At 50.5% G+C, this 24,409-nt stretch carries 25 protein-coding genes, 2 pseudogenes, 1 CRISPR repeat array and 1 riboswitch; of the genes and pseudogenes, 18 read left to right on the forward strand and 9 right to left on the reverse strand.

All coding sequences use genetic code 11. The features are described 5' to 3' along the window. The first annotated feature begins 142 nt into the window (after positions 1 to 142). The 8 genes from PPOP_RS02805 (at position 143) to PPOP_RS21615 (ending at position 8,047) form a co-directional block, all read left to right on the forward strand. Positions 143 to 391, forward strand: a complete 249-nt coding sequence (locus tag PPOP_RS02805; protein ID WP_042227187.1) for a PaaX family transcriptional regulator C-terminal domain-containing protein — start codon at positions 143 to 145, stop codon at positions 389 to 391. A 668-nt stretch (positions 392 to 1,059) separates the two neighbouring features. Next, a CRISPR array of direct repeats spans positions 1,060 to 1,750; the repeat unit is 32 nt; unit sequence GTCGCATCCTACGTGGATGCGTGGATTGAAAT. 294 nt (positions 1,751 to 2,044) lie between these two features. Continuing rightward, complete coding sequence (locus PPOP_RS02810; protein ID WP_006284522.1) at positions 2,045 to 2,980, forward strand: DUF6602 domain-containing protein; 936 nt, start codon at positions 2,045 to 2,047, stop codon at positions 2,978 to 2,980. After that, complete coding sequence (cmr1, locus tag PPOP_RS25705) at positions 2,977 to 3,483, forward strand: type III-B CRISPR module RAMP protein Cmr1 (RefSeq protein ID WP_042227189.1); 507 nt, start codon at positions 2,977 to 2,979, stop codon at positions 3,481 to 3,483. The genes PPOP_RS02810 and cmr1 overlap by 4 nt, the downstream gene beginning before the upstream one ends. Beyond that, positions 3,431 to 4,198 carry a type III-B CRISPR-associated protein Cas10/Cmr2 gene (locus tag PPOP_RS02820; RefSeq protein ID WP_199898933.1) on the forward strand — a complete coding sequence of 256 codons (768 nt, stop codon included), beginning with the start codon at positions 3,431 to 3,433 and terminating at the stop codon, positions 4,196 to 4,198. Before cmr1 ends, PPOP_RS02820 begins: the two co-directional genes overlap by 53 nt. A 25-nt stretch (positions 4,199 to 4,223) precedes the next feature. Beyond that, positions 4,224 to 4,916, forward strand: coding sequence for a Cas10/Cmr2 second palm domain-containing protein (locus tag PPOP_RS02825; RefSeq protein WP_234399653.1), 693 nt, complete (start codon positions 4,224 to 4,226; stop codon positions 4,914 to 4,916). A gap of 25 nt (positions 4,917 to 4,941) precedes the next feature. Next, a complete protein-coding gene (locus PPOP_RS02830) occupies positions 4,942 to 6,060 on the forward strand; it encodes a type III-B CRISPR module-associated Cmr3 family protein (RefSeq protein WP_042227192.1) in 1,119 nt (372 codons plus the stop codon). Between the two features lie 35 nt (positions 6,061 to 6,095). Beyond that, a complete protein-coding gene (gene cmr4 / locus PPOP_RS02835; RefSeq protein WP_006284525.1) occupies positions 6,096 to 6,959 on the forward strand; it encodes a type III-B CRISPR module RAMP protein Cmr4 in 864 nt (287 codons plus the stop codon). Positions 6,960 to 7,423: 464 nt separating this feature from the next. Then, complete coding sequence (locus tag PPOP_RS21615) at positions 7,424 to 8,047, forward strand: hypothetical protein (protein WP_159101804.1); 624 nt, start codon at positions 7,424 to 7,426, stop codon at positions 8,045 to 8,047. A gap of 318 nt (positions 8,048 to 8,365) precedes the next feature. Here PPOP_RS21615 and PPOP_RS02845 read toward each other — a convergent pair whose 3' ends face one another. Beyond that, complete coding sequence (locus tag PPOP_RS02845) at positions 8,366 to 9,190, reverse strand: hypothetical protein (protein WP_006284526.1); 825 nt, start codon at positions 9,188 to 9,190, stop codon at positions 8,366 to 8,368. Positions 9,191 to 9,507: 317 nt separating this feature from the next. Here PPOP_RS02845 and PPOP_RS02850 point away from each other — a divergent pair, with 317 nt between their 5' ends. The 5 genes from PPOP_RS02850 (at position 9,508) to PPOP_RS02870 (ending at position 13,633) form a co-directional block, all read left to right on the forward strand. Then, the gene (locus PPOP_RS02850) at positions 9,508 to 9,807 is read left to right on the forward strand and encodes a hypothetical protein (protein ID WP_042227196.1); all 300 of its coding nucleotides are present in this window, start codon (positions 9,508 to 9,510) and stop codon (positions 9,805 to 9,807) included. A gap of 18 nt (positions 9,808 to 9,825) precedes the next feature. After that, a complete protein-coding gene (locus PPOP_RS02855; RefSeq protein ID WP_148277813.1) occupies positions 9,826 to 10,053 on the forward strand; it encodes a hypothetical protein in 228 nt (75 codons plus the stop codon). A gap of 849 nt (positions 10,054 to 10,902) precedes the next feature. After that, positions 10,903 to 12,183: a GTPase HflX gene (gene hflX / locus PPOP_RS02860; RefSeq protein WP_042227197.1), complete on the forward strand. Its 1,281-nt coding sequence runs from the start codon at positions 10,903 to 10,905 to the stop codon at positions 12,181 to 12,183. A gap of 196 nt (positions 12,184 to 12,379) precedes the next feature. Further along, positions 12,380 to 13,315, forward strand: a complete 936-nt coding sequence (locus PPOP_RS02865; RefSeq protein WP_006284530.1) for a hypothetical protein — start codon at positions 12,380 to 12,382, stop codon at positions 13,313 to 13,315. A 75-nt stretch (positions 13,316 to 13,390) separates the two neighbouring features. After that, positions 13,391 to 13,633, forward strand: coding sequence for an NHLP leader peptide family RiPP precursor (locus PPOP_RS02870; RefSeq protein WP_006284531.1), 243 nt, complete (start codon positions 13,391 to 13,393; stop codon positions 13,631 to 13,633). A 421-nt stretch (positions 13,634 to 14,054) separates the two neighbouring features. Here the strand turns inward: PPOP_RS02870 and PPOP_RS02875 are convergent, their stop codons facing one another. Continuing rightward, entirely contained in the window at positions 14,055 to 15,716 is a 1,662-nt protein-coding gene (locus tag PPOP_RS02875) for a sensor histidine kinase (RefSeq protein WP_234399654.1), read from the reverse strand. Positions 15,717 to 15,791: 75 nt separating this feature from the next. Then, positions 15,792 to 15,944, reverse strand: coding sequence for a hypothetical protein (locus PPOP_RS23795; protein ID WP_234399655.1), 153 nt, complete (start codon positions 15,942 to 15,944; stop codon positions 15,792 to 15,794). A 510-nt stretch (positions 15,945 to 16,454) separates the two neighbouring features. Here PPOP_RS23795 and PPOP_RS19925 point away from each other — a divergent pair. After that, positions 16,455 to 16,619 (forward strand): helix-turn-helix domain-containing protein, encoded by a 165-nt coding sequence (locus PPOP_RS19925; protein WP_093470961.1) that lies wholly within the window; start codon positions 16,455 to 16,457, stop codon positions 16,617 to 16,619. Here PPOP_RS19925 and PPOP_RS02880 read toward each other — a convergent pair. From PPOP_RS02880 to PPOP_RS25715, 4 genes and pseudogenes are all read right to left on the reverse strand, one after another. Further along, entirely contained in the window at positions 16,608 to 17,225 is a 618-nt protein-coding gene (locus PPOP_RS02880) for an MFS transporter (RefSeq protein ID WP_006284535.1), read from the reverse strand. The two genes, PPOP_RS19925 and PPOP_RS02880, sit on opposite strands and share 12 nt — an antisense overlap. 311 nt (positions 17,226 to 17,536) lie before the next feature. Beyond that, complete coding sequence (locus tag PPOP_RS19930; RefSeq protein ID WP_006284536.1) at positions 17,537 to 18,016, reverse strand: GNAT family N-acetyltransferase; 480 nt, start codon at positions 18,014 to 18,016, stop codon at positions 17,537 to 17,539. Positions 18,017 to 19,187: 1,171 nt separating this feature from the next. Next, complete coding sequence (locus PPOP_RS25710) at positions 19,188 to 19,376, reverse strand: IS66 family transposase (protein ID WP_422730611.1); 189 nt, start codon at positions 19,374 to 19,376, stop codon at positions 19,188 to 19,190. Continuing rightward, positions 19,367 to 19,507: pseudogene (locus PPOP_RS25715) on the reverse strand (IS66 family transposase); the annotation flags it as partial. The gene PPOP_RS25710 and the pseudogene PPOP_RS25715, both read right to left, overlap by 10 nt. Before the next feature lie 242 nt (positions 19,508 to 19,749). On the opposite strand from PPOP_RS25715, the gene PPOP_RS02895 reads away from it, so the two are divergent. From PPOP_RS02895 to PPOP_RS19940, 3 genes and pseudogenes are all read left to right on the forward strand, one after another. Beyond that, a complete protein-coding gene (locus PPOP_RS02895) occupies positions 19,750 to 20,454 on the forward strand; it encodes a futalosine hydrolase (RefSeq protein WP_093470962.1) in 705 nt (234 codons plus the stop codon). A 2-nt stretch (positions 20,455 to 20,456) separates the two neighbouring features. Continuing rightward, entirely contained in the window at positions 20,457 to 21,290 is an 834-nt protein-coding gene (locus PPOP_RS02900) for a 1,4-dihydroxy-6-naphtoate synthase (RefSeq protein ID WP_006284540.1), read from the forward strand. Between the two features lie 6 nt (positions 21,291 to 21,296). Further along, positions 21,297 to 21,748: pseudogene (locus tag PPOP_RS19940) on the forward strand (MFS transporter); the annotation flags it as partial. Positions 21,749 to 21,992: 244 nt separating this feature from the next. On the opposite strand, the gene PPOP_RS02910 reads toward PPOP_RS19940, so the two are convergent. Next, a complete protein-coding gene (locus PPOP_RS02910) occupies positions 21,993 to 22,433 on the reverse strand; it encodes a hypothetical protein (protein ID WP_006284543.1) in 441 nt (146 codons plus the stop codon). Positions 22,434 to 22,571: 138 nt separating this feature from the next. Here PPOP_RS02910 and PPOP_RS02915 point away from each other — a divergent pair, with 138 nt between their 5' ends. Then, positions 22,572 to 22,937 (forward strand): helix-turn-helix domain-containing protein, encoded by a 366-nt coding sequence (locus PPOP_RS02915; protein ID WP_042227209.1) that lies wholly within the window; start codon positions 22,572 to 22,574, stop codon positions 22,935 to 22,937. Between the two features lie 474 nt (positions 22,938 to 23,411). Here the strand turns inward: PPOP_RS02915 and PPOP_RS23800 are convergent, their stop codons facing one another. Next, on the reverse strand, positions 23,412 to 23,543 hold the full coding sequence (locus PPOP_RS23800) for a hypothetical protein (RefSeq protein ID WP_006284545.1): 132 nt from the start codon (positions 23,541 to 23,543) through the stop codon (positions 23,412 to 23,414). A gap of 324 nt (positions 23,544 to 23,867) precedes the next feature. Beyond that, positions 23,868 to 23,957: riboswitch (cyclic di-GMP riboswitch) on the forward strand. Positions 23,958 to 24,409 lie beyond the last annotated feature (452 nt).

The following is a 24,409-nucleotide window of genomic DNA, read 5'->3' on the forward strand; positions in this document are numbered from 1 at the left end:
TATATTGGCTCGGACGGAGCCATCAGGGAGAGATGAGGTTACGAATCTCGATGATCTGAGAAGCCCCTAGCTTTAGCTATGGGGAGTCGTCACGTGGAAGTTCGTTGAGGCATACCGTCCAAGCTATGAGAGATTGCTGGCGATGACGGAGCAGGGGGAAGCCATGCCCGACGGCAATTGCTTCGTGGAAAAGACCAAGCTGGTCTACCAGTACCGGAAGTTCCTGTTCATTGATCCCGACTTCCCCGAAGAGCTGCTGCCGGATATATGGCTGGGCAAGGGTGCGGATCAATTGTTCCAGAACTACTACGATTTGATGCATCCGGGCGCCAGCCGTTTTTTCGAGCAAGTCTATGAACCTTCGCCTGATGCGCTCCCGAATTCGCGATAGGGAGCATGCATGAGGCCCGCAAGGCGATACGCCCGAAATTACGGCCATGCGGCTCACCCGGGTTTACGTTTTTGCCGACCCGTTGCAACATTTTTGCCTCCAGGCTTTAACGTAGGATCGTATTACTGCCGAATATTTTTAATGAACGCTTTTTGAGAACGAACCATATATCGGGCGGGTACCAGCAATTTCCGACTGCCTCCCAATGGCCTGTAGAATCCGAATGGATTCTTGGTGTTATTGATGCATTGCCTGTCCTCAAAGTCTGCAAAGTTTACCCATTGCAGCAAGTGGTGGAACTGCACTGGTTCTGCATACGGCATGAACCGATTCTATCCGAATTATGTTCAGCCAGACTGTCAATAAGTACCGTAACCGATTTGCCCGTGATATACTAAGAAATGGAATGGATATGTGCCCCCGTGGAAGAAGAGTAGCATACCGAGAGAGTGAAGCGATTGTGCGGGAAATGATTATGCTCAACTGCAGGTGCGAATGTGTAGCGCACATGAAATCCCGGGGAGATTCGCACCATTAATATTGAAAAAATATCCAGTTTAGTTAAGTTACATTGAATTGTTATCACTTATTTTGGTTTCTTTGCTCATGTTTATTGATGTTTTCAGTCAATATCGCGTTTATATTTACATTTTGTGTAAATTTTCGCTGTCGCATCCTACGTGGATGCGTGGATTGAAATAACCGTCAGTTCTTTTTTGTCCCACCCGCTCACGTCGCATCCTACGTGGATGCGTGGATTGAAATACCAGCAATCAAATCGTGTATATGCTGATAGCTATAGTCGCATCCTACGTGGATGCGTGGATTGAAATGACATGGGGTGCGTCTACGGCTGGGTGCACATGGTCGCATCCTACGTGGATGCGTGGATTGAAATATAACATCATTTGCTCAAAATTCATAGAGTTTCTCGTCGCATCCTACGTGGATGCGTGGATTGAAATCCGGAGAGCTACGGATACTACCGATTCGAGTACGAGTCGCATCCTACGTGGATGCGTGGATTGAAATCGTATACAGAGGACATGTTGGTAGCGATAATTAGTCGCATCCTACGTGGATGCGTGGATTGAAATTCTGTATGCTCCCGGGAGTAGCCAGCGTTTTTTCGTCGCATCCTACGTGGATGCGTGGATTGAAATATTGAATCAATCATCATACCCTGACCCGCAAACGTCGCATCCTACGTGGATGCGTGGATTGAAATTCCGAGTACTCCACCTTACGCGTTTGCCAAATTGTCGCATCCTACGTGGATGCGTGGATTGAAATGAGGAGGAACTTCGTTTGCTGGATTTCATTCTTTGTCGCATCCTACGTGGATGCGTGGATTGAAAGAAACATAAACGCTTGTCATCTTATCGACTTCTAATCGTATGAGAACTTATCAAATCTCTGAATCTGCATAGATCGGCAACCGGGTCAGAGATAACAATATTGTCATCATAGTTTGTGCGTTCAAGATCCCAGCTTTGCCCAGCTACGGCAAGGCTTTTTTGCCTATTTCAAGCCGTGAGAATGAAGTAAAAAAATTAAAATTTCGACAGAAGTAACTATATGCATCCACAATATGGTATTATTCTAAGCGTGCTCTAATGAGCAAATTCCAGTACTAATTTTGGAGGGGATGCTATGACTGAATTAGCACGCTGTACACTTGAACCGGATACAAAAACGATAAACGACATTATTCACAACTATATCGAAACCGAGCGATCCATGGTGAGTCAATTGTATTTCAAGCATCAGCATGGAAGTTCAATTGGGGGCTTTCGCGAGGAGATATGGAAGGAGTTTTTTCAGCAGATTGTCCCCCGGAAATTTGTTGCTGAACAGTCGGTGTTTATTATTGACTCGTCTGGACAAGTGTCGAATGAGGTCGATCTTGCCGTATTTGATGAAACCTATACTCCCTATATTTTTCGCAAGGGGAGATTGAAGTTTATCCCTATTGAAGCTGTAGCGGTGGCGGTTGAGTGCAAAAGTTTATCGTCTGCCTTTGAGAAATTGGAAAAATGGAAGAAAAGCATTACCAAACTGAAAACGTCGCGCAATGCCATTGCGAGAATGCATAGCTATATAGCCACCGAAAATGTAAGTCACCCCTCAACCCAAACGGGAACAAGACCGCTGTTTGTTTTTTGTTACCTGGGCGAAGAGCAGCCTAAAAATGCTGGGCTATTCGATTTTGCCTTGCGTGCCGATAAGGAGCATTGCCGCATCTCGATCCATCGTAATGACAAGATAGACACTTTAAAAGGATGGTTCAATTCATTGAATCATAATGATCCCGAAGTGGAAGATCATTTGGTTAATAAAGGAAAAGGGTTGGAGAGCGGTTCGAGTGAAACGGAGCGGAAAACGGACTATTCCCTGAATGAATATCGGGTCTTGACCGTTACGCAACAGGAAGTCTCGTTGTTGTCGTTCAACTTCCAGATCAACCAGCTTCTGATGCTGATCAATAATCCAATGCTGTTTCCTCACAAAGCGTATGTGGACTTGTTTAACAAGAACACAGGGACAGGGACGGACACCAAGGCATGCAATGGGGAGTCTGCTCCATGAACAAGTGCACTTTGAACTGCACGATCATCAGTCCCATGTTCAGCTTGGGAAATCAACGTGCAGAAGCAGAGTTGCGTCCTTCAGCATTGAAGGGACTTATGCGTTACATATTCAGAATAGCCAGCATCGAGCCGGATACGAAGGCATTGTATAGATTGGAGTCAGAATATTTTGGCGACGCAGAAAAAAATGCTTCTCCGGTTCGGCTGCAGTTCAAGTCCCCATCGGTCCCGGTTGGGGGCGAGACTTGCCAACAACTTATGTTACATAGAAAAACTGTAGCGCACAAAGACTCCTGCTCCTGTTTCCCACATGACACAACCTTCCAGCTTATGATCCGAACAGGGGATGACACCGATATCGAGGAGTATAAGGAATGGATAGCCCTTTCTCTTATACCGATTATGCAGAGCGAGATACATTCATCTCATTTATCGAGGGGGGAAAATATTGAGTGCCGCATTGTTTTTGTTCACGATTGGGCCGGTAAAATCATTTATTGAACATTCCAGAAAAACAAGGGATTTGTATGCGGGAAGCTTTCTGCTCTCTTATCTGTTATCCGGGGCGATAGAGGAGCTAGACAGGCAGAGCGAAGACGTGGAAATCATGTTTCCCTCCCGATACAAGGATACCAATATCCCGAATCGGCTTGTCGCTGTGGTGAAGGGCTATGGGCCAGCGGAGCAAGAGAAGCTCGGACGAACGCTCGCCCGGTACGTCCAGGATCATTTCATACAGATTTGCAAGGCTGTTTTTCGCAGATCAGGTGTGACGCCGAACCGCTGGGCTATCGAGCAAGTAGAACGGTTTTTGGAGGTTTACTGGGTGTTTGCACCGCTTGAACGGTACGAATCATCCTACAAGCAACTGATCCAGAACATTAACAGCATCAAAAGATTGCGCGGATTTACGCAAAGCAACGAGTTTTACGGCCGGAAATGCGCGATTTACCCGGAATACAATCCCGTTTTTGTCAAGAGAACAAGAGAAGGCAAATTCCCCAACTATGTTGTGCCGGATCATGCGGTGGACGTGTCCCGCGTTCCGGCTTGCATGTATGCGCTTAACCCGGGGGAAGGACTTTCGGCCATTGTGTTTGTTAAGCGAATGCTGCATCTGTTGAATGAACCTGAGGCAGGGGAGAAGGCGGCGCTAAAAGGATATCAATTGAACATGTCATCGGTACTGGATCAGTCCCTACTATGCTCTCGTTAAATTTGACGGCGACGGCATGGGCAGCTTGTATCAAACTTATGCGGATATGAGCAATCATCGGCAGTTGAGTCAGAATATCAGTCATTTTGCCTCCAATGTCAGGGCGATCATTGCCGAACATAACGGTATATGCATCTATGCAGGCGGCGAAGATTTTTTAGGATTCCTTCCTCTGGATACGTTGTTCCCCGCGCTTTTGAAGTTGCGCGAGGAGTTTTCTCTTCAGGTAAGGGCTCCCTTGGGCCACTCTAAGCCTTTAACTTTTTCGGCGGGAATTGTCATTGCCCATCTCATGCAGCCGCTCCAGACCGTTCTTGCCCGAACAGGGGAACTGGAATCGCTGGCCAAAGAGATTGACGACAAGAATGCGTTTGCGATAGAACTAATGAAGCGCAGTGGAGAATATGTAACGATGAAAAATAAGTTTGGCGAGAAGGGGGAGCACCTGCAAGTTTTGCAAAATGCGGTGGTCGCTTTAAAAAACAGGCAGTATTCGAAGGCGTTCATACATAATCTGTCCAGAACGCTCGCCCGGTTGGCAGACAAGGATGAGCATAATTTGGATTCTGTCGTTCGCGTGCTCATTCGGCAAGCGTACAGCGTGCCAATCCGGCCATGGAACGGGATGAGCGCGATCGGCATACGGAACGATTTTATGCACTGTATCAGGTATTCGGAGCCGAGATTTCCCGCTTTGTCCCGGTGTTGCAAATGGTAGCATTTCTATCACGGGAGGTTGACACATGTTCTATGCAGTCGATGCGGTAGATACCCTGTTCTTCAGAAACGGCTCCCCCTTTGACGCAGGGCTGAATCATGCTTCATCGAGCGTATTCCCTCCTTTGCCATCCGTATATGCGGGAGCTTTGCGCAAAGGGAAGCAGTCCCTCGAGAATAGCGATCAGGATGCAGCGAGGCGAATCAAGATCGGCTTTAGCGGATTAATGGCGGGGAATCGGTTCTTGTTCCCAAGGCCGTTGGACAGTGTCGTATTGGAGCGTAACAGGTTGAAGCTTCTGCATCTGACTCCAGCGCCGATTGGCAGCGCTCCTTTGAAATGGTGTCTGTCGACGGACCAATCGAGCCTATCGAAGGAAATGGAGCCTCGGGGCGGAGGATATATCGTAGAGAGCGAACTGCAAGCTTATCTGAAAGGGAATGCATTCAATTGCGCCTGCCAGTCTCTTGCCGATTACATCCACGATGAACGCCATATCGGAATTCAGATCGATCATGCGTCAGGCGCAGCTCGTGACCGGAGATGGTATTCCATTCACAAGGTACGGCCCGTAGGCCAAGAGAATCGCAAATGCAGTCTCGTTGTGGAGACCGAAGGCCTGTCGATAAACCAACCGATGGTTCTTAAAATAGGCGGCGAATCGAAAACGGCAAGTCTATATCCGATAGAACAGCGTTCTTCTCTTCCCCCGGTTGCGGATACCGGAAATCTGTTCAAGCTCTACTTGGCTACGCCGGCTATTTTCAAACAGGGATGGCTGCCTTGGTGGATGGATTCCGCGACGATGGAAGGGTGGTTCGCTTATAAAAAACACCGGATCCGGGTACGGCTGATTAGCGCGGCTGTCGGCCGATATGTGCCCGTTGGCGGCTTCGGAACCTTCCGGGACAACGGCAAGTGCAGGTCGAAGCCGCGGGAAATGCGCTATGCGGTTCCGGCGGGGAGCGTTTATTGTTTTCAAATTATAGATGGAACCTTCGCGGACGCGAACAAGCTGTTTCATCAAAAATGTATCAGTGATTATCGAGAAAGCTTAGGGTTTGACTACAATAATTGGGCTCGGTTGCGTTATTGCGACAGAGGCTTCGGATACAGTCTGATTGGAAGAATTGGAGAAGAATAAGGAGGCATGATAACGTGTACAAAGTAAAGAAAGCAATGTTTCTGAACGTGTTGACTTCCATGCATGCCGGCGGAGGCAGCGAGTTAAGTGTCGTGGATCTGCCCATTCAGAGAGAAGGCCATACCGGTTTTCCCAAGATCGAATCATCCAGTCTAAAAGGAAGCCTGAGATGTGTTGCCAAGCATAACGCCGAGCAAAGCACGGTTGATCACATTTTTGGTTCAGAGGATACGGAAAATAGGTTTGCGTCGGCTGTCGCCTTCTCGGACGCCCGCCTGTTGTTTTTTCCGGTACGTTCGGCCAAAGGGGTGTTCGCCTTCGTGACCTGTCCGATGGTGATCCGCCATTTTGTCGATGATATGGAATTGGCGGGGATCAGCGAATTGGCGCAGCGCTGTACGCTAACGCCTTGTCCCCTCGTTGCAAAGGGAAGCCAATTAGTGCTGAAAGACAACGACAAAAATACCGTTATGTTGGAGGAATATGTTTACACTGTTACGGTTGAGGACAGGGATGAGGCGCCTTTTGGGGCTTTCCTGGAGCGATTGTTGAACGTATTGCCATGCAATGAGTTGCTCCAAGATCAACTAAAAAGTCATGCGATTCTGGTGCCAGATGATGATTTTTCCGATTTTGTCCGAATGTCAACAGAGGTCGTCACTCGTATCAGGATAGATACGGAATCAAGAACGGCACAAGGCGGGGCTTTGTTTAATGAAGAGTACTTGCCGTCCGAGAGCGTCATGTACAGTCTGCTCTTCATCGCAGACGCTTATCAATCACAATCTGGACGCCTGCAAGCCGAAGATGCGGCTGCACCGCCACACAAACATGCTGCGGAAATCGCTGCCGATCTGGAAAAATGCACTCCACCGATCTTCCAGATTGAGCCAATCTGACATTGGGGAAGGGCTTAGTCGCGAGCCGACTTGTAACCGGAGGTGGGGCGGATGTCCAATTGATCGGTGTTGTGAAGGATCAGGTTTCGGAGGAGGAGATTCACGAAGATTAGGAACCGGTTCCGGGGTTGCTTGGGTCCTTGCGTCCATAAGGTGCGGAGTGGGCGCCACGAAGGCAGTTCGGTCGTCCGCTGTCCCGCTCTTTCCGCATGCATCATGCGAGGCATGGGGTTTTTGGCATACTTGTTCGAAATTAGGGCTTATTATACATAAAATCTACCTATTACCGAACAGGAAAAACAAGCATATTTTATAGCATCAGCCGAATAGATGACCCTCCAATACTAGATTTCGCCTATCATTCCCACTATGCGCTTCTCCTGTCAGGTCTCTTCATTTTTGTTGTCACGGGTCATGATTTCTTATCGTCTTCGGCAGAAAGCAGGGAAGGGAAAGGATGAGGGATGTTGATAAAAAGCGGTTATGAAAAAGTAATGTGTGCTATTCGGGAGCTTGATCTGGCTGAATTCCAAGTTAAATATGGCTGCGGAAAAAAGCTGAAATTCGATTTGACCCAAAAGTATGACTCCATTACTCAGGATGTGTTCATGCAATGGTTGAACAATATCGAATGGGGTCGGGTCGTGAAAGTAAAATGGAAAACGTGCAGCGGCGAAAAAGAATCGATGTATATGCCGGGCTGTACCGGCAAGTCTCATCATCATAGGAGCAAGCGGCATCACCATGACGAATGCACATGCGAGAAATGTAAGCCGAAGTCGCATCATCATGACGAATGCACATGCGAGAAATGTAAGCCGAAGTCGCATCATCATGACGAATGCACATGCGAGAAATGTAAGCCGAAGCCGCATCACCATGACGGATGTAAATGTGAGAAATGTAAGCCGAGGCCACATCATCCGCATCACCACGAATGCGACCCATGCAGACCCGATCCATGCTGCTGCTACTCCGATCCGTGCTGCTGCAAGCCCCGTTACGTGTGGTGCGACCAAGATCCTTATTCGCGCTTCCAACCGAAGCCGCAAATACCGTATAAGCATTACCCGTCCGGTAACTGTTAGGCAGGCTCCAATTCACTGTGGCCATTCGCAACCGCCGCGGCGATTCCTTATTCGGTTTAATGAAGAGAGTGTTCTAAACGTGCGCTTCGATTGAAGCGCACTATTTTCCGTTATGGTATCTCTTCCATTCCTCGCAGACTCCGTTCGCTATATTTCAATCTATCGCCGGCGCCACTCGGACTCATCTTTTTGCCGGTCTGTAATTCATTCCGGGATCCACCGCCGAATCCTCGCGGGTTCGGCGGCTTTTTAGCGCTAAAGGTTTGCTGCGCTGGCCAGGAAGAGGAAGGCCTCCGCTTCCTGTCGGCGGGAGCCTTCTCAAGGCGCCAATTGCGTCGTCGCCTTCTGAATGATGTCTCCGATCTTTTGCTCCAACTGGAAGACTTGGCGTCTTCGTTCATTCCGCTGGCGGGAGGAGGCTGTCATCGCGGTGAGCGCCTTCTGGCTGGCGTTGGCGTCGCCCTTCCTCGCGGCTTGTGTCAACGTGCTCCGGGCCGCAGCGAGGCGGCTCTTGTAGGTACCGGCGGCACTCTTCGCTTGCTTGATCTGGACCTTGACCGTATTGATGGCGGAGAGCGTATGCCGAATGCGCTTGACGGCGTCGGTGCGGGCTTGCTTGGCCGACTTCAGCGTGGCTTGGCGGCTGCGGATGTCCTCCCGCGCGATCCGGACGAGCGGCTTCATGCCGGTGTGCTGCAGGCGGAGCTCCGCGTTCAACTGCTTGTTCTTCCACGGCTTCACGGCCGAGATCTGCTTGTTCAAGGCACTGTAGGCTTCGAACAGCGATTGATACTTCTTCTTCGCCTCTTGTACTTGCGAATCGAGGCGCTTCAGCGTATCCTCGTGCAGCTGCTTGAGCTGCTGCCGGATCCGGGCCAGCGCCTCCGCATTGTTGCAGTGCAGGCGTGTCGTATTCTCCTTCCATTCTCGCTCTAACGTCTCCAGCTGAAGCAGATCCCGGTAGAGATGAGTCAGCTCATCCGCCTGCGGCCGGTCTGCGGCCGCCACCATCTTGTCGAAGGCCGCCTTGGCGGTGGCGGACAACTCTGCTGATCGCGCGTGGAGCGCCGCCGGACTGGCCAGCAGGCATGCGAGTGCAATGAGGAGCGCTGCCAAGATCGCGCCCGGTTGTTTCTTCATCATCGTCTCATCCTCTCTTCATCATTTCCTAAAATATCCGGCCCCCACGCGGAAAAAGAAAAAAAGCACCTGCAAGAAGGGCCGTTAAGCCCATTCTTGCGGGTGCTTCCATCGCAAGTGCCGTTATTTGTTATTCGAGTTAATGATATGAAAGAATGCGAGATCTGTCAAGGCGAAAATAAGCGTGCTTACTTCGCAAAATTGAAACCGAAGGAATAGGGAAAGCATTCTTTTGGAAGCGTTTTTTGCTAGAAATAAAGGGCTCTCCATTGATGCAGCAGATAGAGTTTATTAGGGTCATCATGCGGTGAAGCTGAGCTATGACTTTATCGGCCAACCGGGTACATCGGCAGCGTATCGGATTGCCGCCACAGATACAGGTCGGGAGCAGTCAGGCGGTTCAAGTCGTTGAGACGCGCAGCGGAAGTACGGTTCCCCAGATGATCGAGAGCGGTGTCCAACTAACCAGCAGCGACGAAAGTATCGTTACCGTGACGTGGGCGACGTATGATTCGATTACAGTCGTCGGCGTCGGAACGGCCATGATTACGACCCAATCCGGCGATGCGCCCCCGATCCGGGTGACGCTGAACGTGACCGCCTCAGCTCGAGAGGATTGAGTGTCCGGCCCGCAGAAGATGGTGCGGTCGGCGACCGGCGCATTGAAGGCGTATGCGATCTATGCGGAATGTGATGCGCCGGTGGAAATGGTGGTGGGCGCCAGCTTCGCCAGCAGCCGGCCGGAAGTGGTAAGCGTCGATGACCGCGGCAGGCTTGAAGCGCGAGCGATAAGGTCGGCGGCGATTACGGTCACGGACATGACCTATCGAACTATCACGGACGTTACCTATCAGCGCCGTCTATGACGCCGCCGATGGCGCCGGTTGAACCGGTCGTTCCGGTCTTCCCGGATCTCGCCCCGGTGGCCTGGGCGCAGGATGCCATTCAGCAATTGGCGGCCTTGGCATCGTCAAGGAGGATGTGGACGGCAAGTTCCGGCCGTTGTAGCCGCTGGCGCGCGCCGAGTTCGTGGTGATACACGTACAGGAAGACATCGTGAAGGGAACAGGCAGCCGCGAGGGTGAAGAAAGCCACTTTCGGCAAAGTTCCCTACCCGTTCTTGCTCTTGGAATGAACCTGTGTTAGGATAAGGATAACTTTAAAAGAACGGAGGGTCACCGATGATTGACATGGCAGTCATCTTCCGCTTGGGAAGAATCCGATTGAACGTATGTGACACTAACTGAATAGTGCTCATTTACTCTGCCTGTATGCAGAGTGATCGGGAATGGCCTGCCTTGGTTGCTCAGAGGAACCCTAATATGTTGCGTGACAGTAGAGGGAGGGACGATGCCTGCCTCTTTTGTTGTGCCTATATGATGCACCTGCCAAGAACGAAGCGCTTGATGAAGCCGCTTCTTTTTCGGCGAACTCATACGCCCGCCTGCTAACGGAAGCCTGCCGGCCGCGATCGGCCTGTGCTCTTATTTGAATATTGGCGGGATAGAAGGCTTGCAGGGTGACCGTGACTTGAGGGGATGCTTATATGCAGGGATTCACTGCGCTATCTGCGCTAAGCGGCTCCATCGCGGGGCCGTCTTCCGATGACTCGACGCACAGGCGACATGCCTGTGTTTTTTTGTATTGGTCGTGATACACAATAATGATGATCCGTACGCAAGCGGGACTTGGGTGCGGCAACGGAGGAATAAGATATGGAACAACTTACGATACAGCCGCAAAAAGCGGTGCTGGCCGGCGTAAATCTGAATCATCATCCGGACTTCGATTACTCGATGGAGGAGCTGGCGAATCTGGCCGCGGCCTGCGGCGCGGAGGTTGTCGGCGTCGTGACGCAGAACCTGAACAAGGTCAACACCTCGCATTATATCGGCACGGGCAAGCTGCAGGAGGTGACGATAATGCTGAATCAGCATGAGGCGAACATCGTCATTTTCAATGATGAGCTCTCTCCTTCGCAGCTCCGCAACCTGGAGAAGGATCTCGACTGCAAGGTCGTCGATCGCACGCTCCTGATCCTCGATATTTTCGGTGAGCGGGCCAAGACGAAGGAGGCACAGCTTCAGGTGGAAGTAGCGGAGCTGCAATACATGCTTCCTCGTCTGGTCGGGCTCCGCGAATCGCTGGGCCGCCAGAGCGGCGGGGTCGGCACGAAGAACAAAGGGACAGGGGAGAAAAAGCTGGAGCTGGATCGCCGCCGGATTGAGGAGCGGATTACCGCTCTGAACAAGGAGCTGGAGGCACTCGTCGCTCACCGCCAGACCCAGCGGAAGAGGCGGAAGAAAACCGAGCTTCCGGTCGTATCGCTCGTCGGTTACACGAACGCGGGCAAGTCGACGGTAATGAACACGCTGGTGGAGCAGTTCACCGACTCGAAGGACAAATTCGTCTTCGAGCAGGATATGCTCTTCGCCACGCTGGATACGTCCGTCCGCAGCATTGAGCTGGAGGACAACAAGGCGTTCTTGCTGACCGATACGGTCGGCTTCGTCAGCAAGCTGCCGCATCATCTCGTCAAGGCGTTCCGCTCGACGCTGGAGGAAGTGAAAGAGGCGGACCTGCTGGTCCATGTCGTCGACTTCTCCAATCCGGAGTATGAGCAGCAAATCCGCATCACGAACGAGACGCTGAAGGCGATCGGGATTGAAGAGATCCCGATGATCTATGCGTACAACAAAATTGACCTGAAGGAAGGCGTCATTCCCGAATCGCAGAATTCGAGTATCTATATGGCCGCCAAGCGCAAGCAAGGCATCGATGAACTGCTCGCCGCCATTCGCGCCCATGTGTTCAAGGATTATGTGACATGCGAAATGCTCATACCGTATGATCAGGGACAGCATGTGTCCTACTTGAATGAGCATGCGAACGTCCTCGCGACCGCATACGAGGAACTGGGGACGAAGCTGACGCTGGAATGCCGTCAGAGTGATTATCAGAAATTTACGCAGTATGTGTACGAGGCACAGGCCTAAGCTGCACCGATTGAAGCCGCTTCTTAGACGAATCGTCAGGGGGCGGCTTTTTTGCGTAATCGGATCTTTTCGACATGCTGATTTTCCTATTGCTACGACGATTGGAATATTTTATAATAGAAATAGTAAGAAATACAGGAATTTTGTCGCAGCTAATCCAGGAGAAAGTGTGATTTCAATCTAGGGGGAAAGGAATATGGAATGGTTCGACGAGTACAAGGAGGATTTGGAGGTGGTGTTCGCAGAGGCGGCGCGTCTTATCTCATCGTTCCCGGACCCATTGCAGGAGATGGGCCTGCGCTATTTGGACAAGTCCAACTCTCTGCTGGGCGACTCCAATAGCTATGTCTGCAATTTGCTTCCGTTCTGGCTGCAGGAGGCAACCGGAGTAGAGCGAAGCGATTGCCGCCGCTTGGGGCTGGCGGGCGTCTTCATGATGCTCCACTATTGCTTGCTGGATGATGTCATGGACAGCTCTGAGCAGAGCGGATGGCATAAGCCGTTGGCGCTGGGACAGCTGTTCTACATCGAATATGAACGGGTTTACCGTCAATTGTTCCCTGCCTCCACGCCGTTCTGGAATCACTACAACCAATACACCGCAGAATGGGCTGAAGCCGTCAGCATGGAGCGGGAGCATGACTTCTTCTTGAACGACCGGGTAAGGGTTGGGCACAAAGCGTCGCCCGTCAAGCTGTCCGCCATCGGAGCCGCTTATCTTGGCCGCACAGAGTATCTGCTGCCGGTCATCGCAGCCGCGGTAGAGATGGTACTGGTCACGCTGCAAATGTCCGATGACGCAGAGGACTGGGAGGTAGATTTGCGGGAAGGGAGCTACAATTGCCTTTTATCTTGGATACGCGCCATGACGAACCGGCCCCCAGGCGCCTGGCTGACGCCTGACGAGGTGCGCCAGGCCATCACCGTGTCCGACGCCTTGCGCGGATATGCTGATATTGCAGCAGAGAACCATGCCCAGCTTCAGCGGCTGCCTGTCGCCGCCCCGCACCTGCTCGCCTTCCATCAGGCGATAGCCGATAGTCTGAGACAAGAAGCGGAGTACATCTATGAAAAAAAAAATAAGCTGCTAGCAGGAGGGTTTTCATTTATTTTGTCTAGTTTCCCAAGTTAGAACTGGTGGATGGGAGTCTATCGATGATAGTCTACCTAATATCTTTTAATTCTATAATATGGAGGGGTATGTGTAATGTCTGTTAACCAAATACATATGAACCAAATTGTACAACGAGCCTGGGAAGACGCCACGTTCAAAGAAAAGCTGGTTGCCGATCCGAAGTCCGCCATTAAGGAAGTATTGGGCATTTCTCTTCCTGACCATATTCAATTGACGACGGTAGAGGAGACCGTTGATCAATACGTGCTGGTCATCCCGCCGAATCCGGCGAAGGTTATGAAAACCACTTCAACAGGAAGAAAGTTCATTTGGTGATATTTATAGTATTTGTTTTTTTAGCTGCGAATCAAGCAGTGAAAGAAGAGGCGCTCCTGCCAGGAGGCCACTGAAAAAGTTCCTTCGATAAAAAGTTCGTTGATGTAGAAAAGGTACAGAGCCACTCAAGACAAATGAGAAGGCCGTACCTTTTTTTCTTGTATTATTCGATTCAAAGAACCGCTCCATTTTCCCAAAGCAACGGCAGCGGATGACCTTGAGCAGTATATGGATCTCGAAAGACGAGGATGCAATGCGGGGTCAAGCAACTACAGACGTATCGAAAAAAAAGCAAGGCACAATTAGATAGCGAACAGACGGCCGTTATTCCTATAATTAGGGGATAACGGCCGTCTTAGATGTGTTCCATAAAAACCGCAAGTTATTCAGTAGCTTCTCCTGAAAGCCCTCTTTTTTTTATTTATTGTGGGACAGAAGGAAAAGACACAGTAATGACGGTACCTACTCCCTTCTCGCTCTTAAAATGCATTTTCCCTTGCATCACTTCAATAATGCGGAAAGTAACCATCAGCCCGAGCCCGGTCCCCTTCGACTTGTTGGAGAAGTACGGCTCGCCAAGCCGCTTCAACGCCTCCTCGTCCATGCCGATGCCGTTATCCTCAATCCGGATAATCACCTGCCCTTCCCGCTCGTAAGCCTCGATCCGAATCAGTCCTTTCTCGGTGAACGCCTCAATCCCGTTTTTAATCATATTAATAAAGGCTTGCTTGAACTTGGATGAGTTCCCTTGAATATGAAGTGTAGGAGCAGCTTCAAGCTCAATCGTACCTCCTTGCATCGTCGCCAGCGGCATCAAAATGCCCTCGATATGCCTCAGTTCATTAGCTATATCAAGGATTTGAATCTCATCCAGCTCCGGCTTCGCGAACGTCAAGAAATCGGTAATAATTTCGGATGCTCGATCCAGTTCGGTCAAGGCGAGGTCCAAATATTTCTGTTCCGTCGTTCCCGTCTTGCCGCCAAGCAGTTGGAGAAATCCCCGCGTCACCTGCAGCGGATTCCTCACTTCATGCGCGACCGAGGCGGCCAGCTCGCTTAATATTTCCATCTTCTCTGACTGCTGCAATTTACCGTTGAATAATTCCAGTTCCTTCGCATAGAAAATAACACGGCGGTGATTTTCTGCAATTCTTCGTCCCAGGATATGAATGAGACAGACGACAAAACAGACAACGCCCCACTTCCATAAATACAGTTCATATTCCCTCGAAATAAACGTGTACCAACTGACTTCACCGACAGCCATAATAGAAAACAAGCTGAAACCAAGTGTAAACAAGATGGCATCCTTGTTCTTCCGAATGGCGTGGCCAATTGAGAAAATCAACAGGAGAATAAATTGGAAAATCATATAAATACTAAATATTTTTATTGAGAATAAAGTATAAATTGGATGGGAATCATCCTTCTTGATTTCGAAAAAATATACAAATAAAAGGAACCAGATCGCCGAATAGGAAACTTGGAACTTAAAAAATCGAAAAATGATTTGATGAGGACCGCTCCCCAAAAATTTCATAAAGAAATAGGTCAAGCTAGGAAACAATACCATCATGGCGAGATCAAAAAGCCTTACGCTTATATATCCCCAGTCCCTGAAAAACGTATAGGTGAACTTAGAATAGGTTATCGTCACTATACCTAGGGAAAAGATAACAAGAGTCAATGCGAGCCAGCTTGGCAAATCGATGCCACGCAGAAAAGTGACACATACAAACATAATGAAAGCAATCAGTATCAGGCTGCTGCCAATGACGATTTCCGTCAACCCTTCCTTCACATATGTCACTTGAAGCGGTTCATATTCACCAATAACGACGGGAACTTGTATCCCGATTCTCCCCTTGTTGGCAGAGGTGTGAATATATAGCGTACGGTATTCCGGCTCCAGTGGGATAAAGAGATGATAAATGTCGTGATAGTAGTCCCTTGCATCATGGAATAGCCTTCTGCCGTCGGGTCCCCATACATCCACCGCATTTGCGTACAGCTTCCCAATATACAGCGCAGGTTGATCTGGATTCAATTCCGGCAGATGAATCCGAATCCATGCCGAGTTCACGCCCTCCGGCAGCGGCGGAATCGATTGCCGGATATCAATTTTCTCCCAGCCTTCCCGTACGGAAGCGATATCCTCTCACGTCCTTGGACTCGTCTCCCACAGCATTTCCCATTCGTGCAGCTTCATGCTCTGCGGCTCCGGCTCCGCTCGGAGGATGGCAGGGTTCATAAGTGAACCGAACAACACCAGGCATAAAAAGAACACAGTTATATATTTTCGCACTCTCATCGCACACCCCTACACGTTTTTCTTGGTTTCGCCAATATGCGCCCAATATGCGCCATTTCGCAATAATTCTACAAAAAGAGAGCCAATTCCTTCTTTTTATTTTCAAATATTGCCTTAAATTCAAAAAAGATCATTGGAGAGCCTGCCAATCTGGATTCTATCTGAAACACCTTATATACAAGGTATGGGGATATTGGGAATCGGTCTAGAAGAATCCTCGCTTTTGCGCAGATACATAAGGAGGGAAACGAGTCTTATCCATGTATGGAAGCAACGCTAGATGGATTGGAACTCGGGGTCTATCTCGTGGAGTTAGGACTTCTATGTATCGTCATGTCTGACATCTCGATGAGGAATACTTCTATTGTCGCACTCTCGGTTCTCTGTGTCCAATATAAAATCTATATAAGTTGAACTTACGATCTTCTTAGAAGGACTTTCCGCCCCTGTACGTCGAATGAGAATATTTAAGCAAGGGCCAGCAAACCCAACTTAAACAAACGATTATCGTTGGAAATCATTGCGTCTATTATTCTTCGTGAGTTCCGGCATACCTATTCGATTCGCGGCGTCTCCAAACTTATGCACCGAATAGGCATGAGCTACACCACACCAACTTACACATTAGCCGCTGCTGACGAAGAAAAGCAAAGAGAAATCTCCTTAGCGTTGTAAATCTGCTTTTTGCTGGTGGTACTCCTTCTCTATGGTTGCTGATCGTCGGTTCAGGTTACGAAACGAATCACTTCCTAAAGCGAGGAGGGAAATTAGAATCAGCAGCAAACCACCAACCACGAACACAAAAGAGGGCCCATAGAGGTCGGACAAATATCCGTTTAGCAAATAGCCAATCGGAATGCCTGTTTGCGCAACCGACGCTCGAATGCTGAACACCCGTCCCTGTAAAGCGTTCGGAACACTCTCAAGCCAGATTGCCGTGCTCGATGCGTTAATCACAGGCAATACTATCCCGAAAAGGAACGCGATTAGCAACGTCATCCAGAGCTCTTGTTGCAGGCCGATTGTCAACTCCAATACGCCACCCACGACCAGACCTCCAACAATTGCCAACACTTGGTTGCGAATGCGCCCGATGACCGTCATACCTATGCTACCTATAATCAGACCAAGCCCAAAGACCAATTCCAGTTGCGCGAATGCCTCCGATCCCTTCTTTAGCACCCGCGTGACAAACAAGGGCAATACCGGTTGGATTGCGCAACCGACATTGATGATCAAAAATAGCAAAAGCAGCATACGCAGACCTTTGCGTTCGTACACAAAACAATCGCGTTTAACATTTCTTGTAATCCCGCCAAATTGCCCTGCTTCTCAATCCGGCACATGTGCGAGCAAGTAGCAATCAAGGCAGGTTGTACTATCGCTCCCAAAACAGAAGCCTGTGCCGCGTACACCAGCAACCACCCCATGGTGACTCGCTGCGCAGCAAACAGCCAACAGAGTCCAGCCACCAAATGATTGTAAATCGGCTGAGTCCATTGCCGAGTACTGAGATTAGTTGTCCTGCAATCAAGAGGGTGAAGGAGCGTTTATAGTTTGACAGAATCACATAATTCTCTCCTTCTTTTCATTTAATCAACCAGAGATAGAGTCAGAAACTCACTGTTTGGTGTAAAGCCAAACAGGCGAACCATTGCTCTTTTCATCTTGCCATTCGTTTCGCTGACTTGGGCGACTAACAGGTGATAACCGCGGTCTTTGAACACTTGGCGCGTTTCACGCATCAACAGGGAGCTAACGTTTTTCGCTCGCCATTTTTTATCGACCCACAAGGCATGAATCAGCGGATAGCGAGCATCGGTGATTTCGTTATGCCGTTGCCCGGCCAACAGATACCCTGCAATCTCCTCACCCACGAACACAAGCATGAGCATTCCTTCAGGCTGATGAAGGCATTTGTCCACGAAACGGGCAATCCGTACTCGGGTAACCTCCTCTTCGCGATATTGATAAGGACTATAGATCTCTGCAAGGTTTACAGAAAAACCACTGCTATAGGTGACTGCATCCTCAACACCAAGGAACCTAGCTAGCCGCTTTTCAAATTGCACATGTAAATCTGTTGTCCCGTTTAGTAAACGTACACCACTTGTAGTTGTACCATATTTTTATAAAGCGTCCATAGCCACCTCTATGATTTTCGGATGACCATTCAGACCAGAATAGTTATACGAGCCAAAATGCAACATCGTTTGATAGGCTTCCTTAGTCGGCATCGGATCGAAAGAGTCTACCCCATAGGCCACATTGATCATACGCTGTGGTCGTTCTCGGAACATCCGACCTAGCTCTATTATTAAGTCGATATTTTGGAGAACCGTTTTCGTCTTTGAACTGAACCTCTATCAAAATAGTAGACACAGTGGCGTAACCGCTTCGCCGCAAGCCACGTTCCCACGGACTACGTCACCTTGCCTGTGTCGGCAAGTCACCGCCGCTTCGGCTCACTTCTTCTCACAGCAAAAGAAGGGCATGTCTGTAAAAATAATTTGGCTGAATGAAGAAGTTCGGCGGTCAATTTGGAAATCGTGCAGCATCAAGCATTCAAGTTGGAAGGTCACCAGTTGCGGGGATTACAAAAACAAATACGTGCTCTACAAGAGGAAAATGAAATCCTAAAAAAGGCCATGCACTTCTTCGCGAAAGACCATCAGTAAATATCTATTCTTCCACGAATACCGCTCCGAACACCGATTGGAGGAGTTGTGCAAAGTTTTGAAAGTATCTTGCAGCGGATACTACAAATGGTGGGGGCGTCCCGAAAGCCAGCGAGAGGCCAGCATAAGGAATGGACAAAGCAAGTCAAGGAAGTATTTTGAAGATTCTCAGCGGCTTTACGGGAGTCCAAGGTCATGCAGAAGCTTCACCAGCAAGGAGTGGACGTATCCGATCAGAGCTACGTAATGTATCCGTCCACGACTGTTACTCCGTAGGGGAACATTGCGCTGTAGCTTAAACCAGTTCAAACTCCATTTTCATGTCGGAGTTGTGGCGAGAAGCCAGGGATGTTTTGACACAGTCCTCCGATATTCGTCATTTTATCAGTGTAATCTGTGTCTATCATTTAGACTAACATCAAAGATAGCTGCTTGCAACCAATCATCTTAATCCCTCCTCTCAATGACAGCAATCGGAGCCTACTTCCGTAATCGACGAAAAACGGGAAATAATGAGCAGATTAACACCATCACAGGAACAAAGTGAACGACAAATAGACCCCACCTAGCAGTCAGAATGGGGCCAGTGTATGATGCATGTAGATACGTGATATACCGGAACGGATGCAGCCCGTTTTCTTTGGCTGGTCGAACGTTCACTTCGCTTGTTATCGATCTCAAGTATGCCGTCTTTCAGAAAAGTACTCCGCTTCTCCCACTGATTCAGGCTGTAGGCAATTGCTTTGCCCAGCAACCCACCAGCGTCACATCCTTCACCTTGTGATAACCGGCATAGCCATCTACGTGCAGATAGCCGTTGAAGCTGGCAAGGAAGCTTCACGGATGCCCGCCGCCTCTTGTCCGTTGATAGTCATAAATGACCATTTCCTCCATCATCGGCTTCAGCCATCGCTCGGCGCCGTAAATCATCCCGTTCGCCAAACGCGATGCTCGGCGCACCAGACCTCCATTATCTGGCCGCTTGCTTCATAAGTGATTGTGCCACACGCTCGGACTGCCGTTTGCTATCCATCTCCTGTCTTGCCCTTTACTTCTGGCCGGGAACCGGATAACGTGGAGGTAGGACAGCGTTGCGGCTGGAACTACATATAAGGAGAGTCAATGATATGAGTTCACATCATAACGATAAGGTGGATGCCACCCTTCTCCGTACCGGGATAGCAGGAACGGGAGGTCGCATCCTCATCGTAACGTCCGTGCCCGCGGAGCGGGATGCCGTCCTGCGCGGCATGGGCGGAGACGCCCGCTTCAACGTGATCGTCGGTGGCGTCGGCACGGCGGCGGCTGCAGCGAGCACCGCACGGGAACTGGCTGCCGGTGATTATGGCACCGCCGTATGCGTCGGCATTGCGGGCGGCTTCGCGGATCGGGCCGATGTCGGATCCGTCGTGGTCGCCAGCTCAATCATCGCGGCCGACCTGGGGGCGGAGACGCCCGACGGCTTCTGCAGCGTGGACAAGCTTGGGTTCGGCTCGGGCTATTTATCGGTCGATGCCGGGATGGCCGGGCGTATCTGCCAAGCGCTGCAGGCCATTCCGTTATCGGCATGCACCGGACCCGTGCTGACCCTGTCCACGGTGACAGGCACGGTCGGGACGGCGGCGATGCTCGCGCAGCGGGTGCCCGGGGCCGCCGCCGAAGCGATGGAAGGCTACGGTGTCGCTGTGGCCGCCGGCCAGTTCGGCTTGCCGGCATGCGAGATCCGGTCTATCTCGAACACCGTCGGTCCGCGCGACCGGACGGCATGGCGCATCCCTGAGGCGCTGAAAACATTGGAAGCCGCTTGTTCAGTCTTACCGGAGGTGCTGTAAAGATGAAAATTGTCTTTTCCCCTTGTCCGAACGATACGTTTGTATTCCATGCCTGGGTGCACGGGCTTGTTCCCGGAGCCCCGGAACTGGACGCAACCTATGCGGACATCGATATTACGAACGGCCTGGCCGCCAGCAGCCAAGGGCCGGGGGTGCTTAAAATCTCCTACGCTGCGCTTCCCTGGGTATTGTCCGATTATGCGCTGCTCCCTTGCGGCGGCGCGCTCGGCCGAGGCTGCGGCCCACTCGTATTGACGAAGGAAGCCGGCAGCGATCCGGCGGAGCTCAGCGGCCGACGGGTGGCCGTACCGAGCGAGCGCTCGACGGCCTACCTGCTGTTCCGCTTGTGGGCAGCGAAGCATGTGCCCGGCGGCATCGGGGAGATCGTCGTCATGCCGTTCCATCAGATTATGCCGGCAGTGCGCGATGGCCATATCGACGCCGGACTCGTCATCCATGAAGCACGCTTCACCTACCCGTCTTACGGGCTGACCTTACTGGCCGATATGGGAAGCTGGTGGGAAGCCGATACCGGCCTGCCGATCCCGCTCGGGGCGATCATTGCCCGGCGGACCCTCGATGCCGGACGCATCGCCGAATGGACCCGCGCATCCGTGAAATATGCCTGGGCACATCCGGAGGCATCCCAGTCTTACGTGCTGCACCATGCACAGGAGATGGATCCGCTGGTGGCGCAAGCGCATATCAAGCTCTATGTGAACGAGTTCACCGCTAATTTGGGCGAGGACGGATACGCAGCCGTGGATGCTCTTCTGAGAAGAGCGGCAGAAGAAGGACTTGTGCCACCCTTCGATCCGACCTTGCTTCGGCTGTAATCTTTCATCATCTTCGCGCCGCGCTGGGGCAAGATGGCCGACCGGGTCGGATTCCAGCGCGTCCTGCGGATTGGCCTGCTCGCCGGCGGCATCGGAACGTTCGCCCAGATTCCGTTCCACAACATTTGGTGGTTCTCATGTATCCGGTTCGTGTACGGTATCTTCTTCTGCGCCGTATTCCGGCCTTGAACGGCCTCGTCGTCCGCGCGACGGACAGCGAATTCCGGGGCCGGGCATTCAGCCTGAACCAGACGGTGAACCAGCTCGGCGGCATGCTCGGCCCGCTGATCGGCGGCGCGATCAGCGGCGTTCTCCACGATGGGGATCGCTTCCTGGTCGCAGTGCCGTACGAAGTGAAATTCCGCATCGGCGGAGCAGTGTTGACGCCTGATAACGGCCTCCGGTACACTGAGGAGACACGAACGATGACAAGAGGAACGGGAACGTGCGATAGATAGATTCGTTACTTTTCCGCCGACGGGAGGAGCGCGCAGCACCATCCATCCTGTGGCGAACCTCCCCCCTATACATCCGGAAGCGTCGGCCAACGTGCGCAGATCCGGGTGGAGAATATCATGAACAACCGGTTGGGGGGCTTACAGATGAGGGTTACGAGATTTGAATATATCCACCTATCCCAAAACCGCTGGGCAGCAATCCGGCTGCGCTGTCTTCTCGGTAGCAGAAGCAGCAAGACCGCATCTATCCATTGCGGTCTTGTTGCTCTGTCAGGAAATGCACATAATTCGCGCCTGTCTGCAGGAAGAAGGAATACGCATCCAGCGGATGATCGTCGGAGGCGAAGGAGATGCAGATACTGTAGTTGCATTTGGTCCTGACCTCATTATACGTAAAGGCGATCAGGCGAAGGAGTACATCTGAATTCATAACGGATGGCTGGAGAGCGGCAAAGGTGGCGGGATATTCATGCTGAAGCATCCGTGATCGGTCGTGGCTCAGCGGCCGCAGAAAACTGTAAGGGGCGCTGTCCACGATGACAAATCCGTACAGACTTTCTTCTTGATGCAGCATGACGATATGTTCTTTGTTGAGCATGTATAGCCCTTTGAATTGGTACCAGAGATGCTCGTTCCGTTCGTCGCACAGTACGACGTCTTGAACGTTGTGGATTTTGACATTCACATCATCACCTCGAAAAAGCATAAATAACTTCATATAGAACATAATAACATTTATGAATTTTAAAAACAATAAAAGCATGAATATGGGTATTTTGCTTCCCGGAAGTTTTTTATAAGCTTTAACTGTGAGGTGACGGGCATGTCGGACTTGAAAATATTTTTAGGCGTACGGATTCGCGAACTTCGCAAGCAGAGTGGCTATACGCAGGCGGAACTGGGAGAGAAGTGCGGAATGAAGGCTTCGTATATCGGTGGCGCTGAACGCGGCAGCTTGAATATTTCGCTTGATTCGCTGGAACGGATTATTCGTGCGCTGGATGTCAGCATCGAACAGTTCTTCTCATTTGACATGGCAAGAGTAGATGTGGAGCGTTTGGGTATCGCCGGCACCCTTGAACTGCACGTGAAGCTGTTGAAGGGGCGGGAAACAGAGGATGTAAAGCTGGTCCACCGGATTGCGAAAGACATGCTGGAGACGTTCGACCGGAGAATAAAAAATAACTAGAGCAGCGACGAGGATTGAGATCGGGAAAGCGCGCTATTCGCGAAGCTTTCCTTTTTTTATTGAATGGCCGCCCAATGAGGGCGGTCATTCAATACGACGTTCACTTTTATACTCCCATACTCCTTCCTCTATTCACCTTGAAGTTGCTAATTACTGAATCTTAGCACTCTAACGATAGAAATCTATGTTCCGAAATCTATGCTCCCTTCGCATTGTTTCTTTTCGTATTTCCATCTGATTTGCTATATAAGTTGAACTTAAGATTAGGAAACTATGGAAACCATTTTTAAGTTCATTAGTTCAATTTATATATTAACCTAATTTTCTTTATCTAATCCGCTTTATTCCCTTTTTCAACAAAAAAAGACATATAATGAGTTGCAATGACGGATTTCACACCGTATTATTAGGGGGTGGCGTTAATCAATCGACAAATAATTGTTGCCGATACGCTGAATAGATTTTGAGAAGGATCTATTCAGTACGATAGAGCACATAACCGCGAGAGGTGTACGCAATACCTAATCTGCGCAGCATATCCCGAACGCCCGTCCACGTCATATGTACCTGGAAATGCTCCACCAGCAGTTCCTGGATCTCACGCATCGACCGGCCCGCAGATGAACTGCTAGAAGGCTTGCGGCTGCGGCTGATGCCGATCAGTTCTTCCTCCTGCTGAAAGGTCAGTATTTTTGGATTCCCTGGAGAAGGAACGTGGGTTAGCAGCTGTTTGAGGCCGCCGTCGTTGAAGAGTTTTACATAAAAGGTTCAAAGAATAGATATTCCATCCATGACGGTTCATAGTCAACAGTTTTCGCATTTTCGGCTCACGCTCATAGCTATCCTTTTATTCGTAGTATGGGTATAGAAGCATGACGCTATACAGAGAGAGACGCTGCCGTGGAGAGAGCAACCGTACCGGATTCATATAAACTTGAAAGGCAAACTTGTCGAAAGGCAAGGACGCAAAGCCTCGGGCCTAACTCTCCTTCATGGAGCTATGGCGGCCGGGTTGCCATTGTTGAATAGGGGAACCATTCGCGTTCTTTATGGTGATGGGCTATGGCTGCAAGTGTAGCCTTTTTTCTATGCATAGAAAATGCTGAGCCTATGAAGATTACTGCTCTCGGCTGGGATTGACACTCCGATAATCGCATCATGAACCGTCTCGTTCCGTTCCTGTCTGCCGATTAGCAGGAGCGGTATGTGAGGCTGAGCCAGCGTGCGGGCCGTCATCGCATGGTTATCGCCGAAGTTCTCGTTTGGTGCCAGACAGAGCGATCGCAAAGCCTACGGAACCGGACGATACGGTCCGCTGGATGAATTGGAAATACTGCCGGACGGGGTTCACCCTTGGTGGCTTCCGCCATGTGGCATGCAAGGGAATAGGTCTTTGCCCGGATCGAGAGTCTGGGCACCGGATATGGTGTGACAGCATGCGGTGTCGATTCCAAGATTGCGCCCATAGAGCA

Source organism: Paenibacillus popilliae ATCC 14706 (assembly GCF_000315235.1).
Classification (GTDB): domain Bacteria; phylum Bacillota; class Bacilli; order Paenibacillales; family Paenibacillaceae; genus Paenibacillus_B; species Paenibacillus_B popilliae.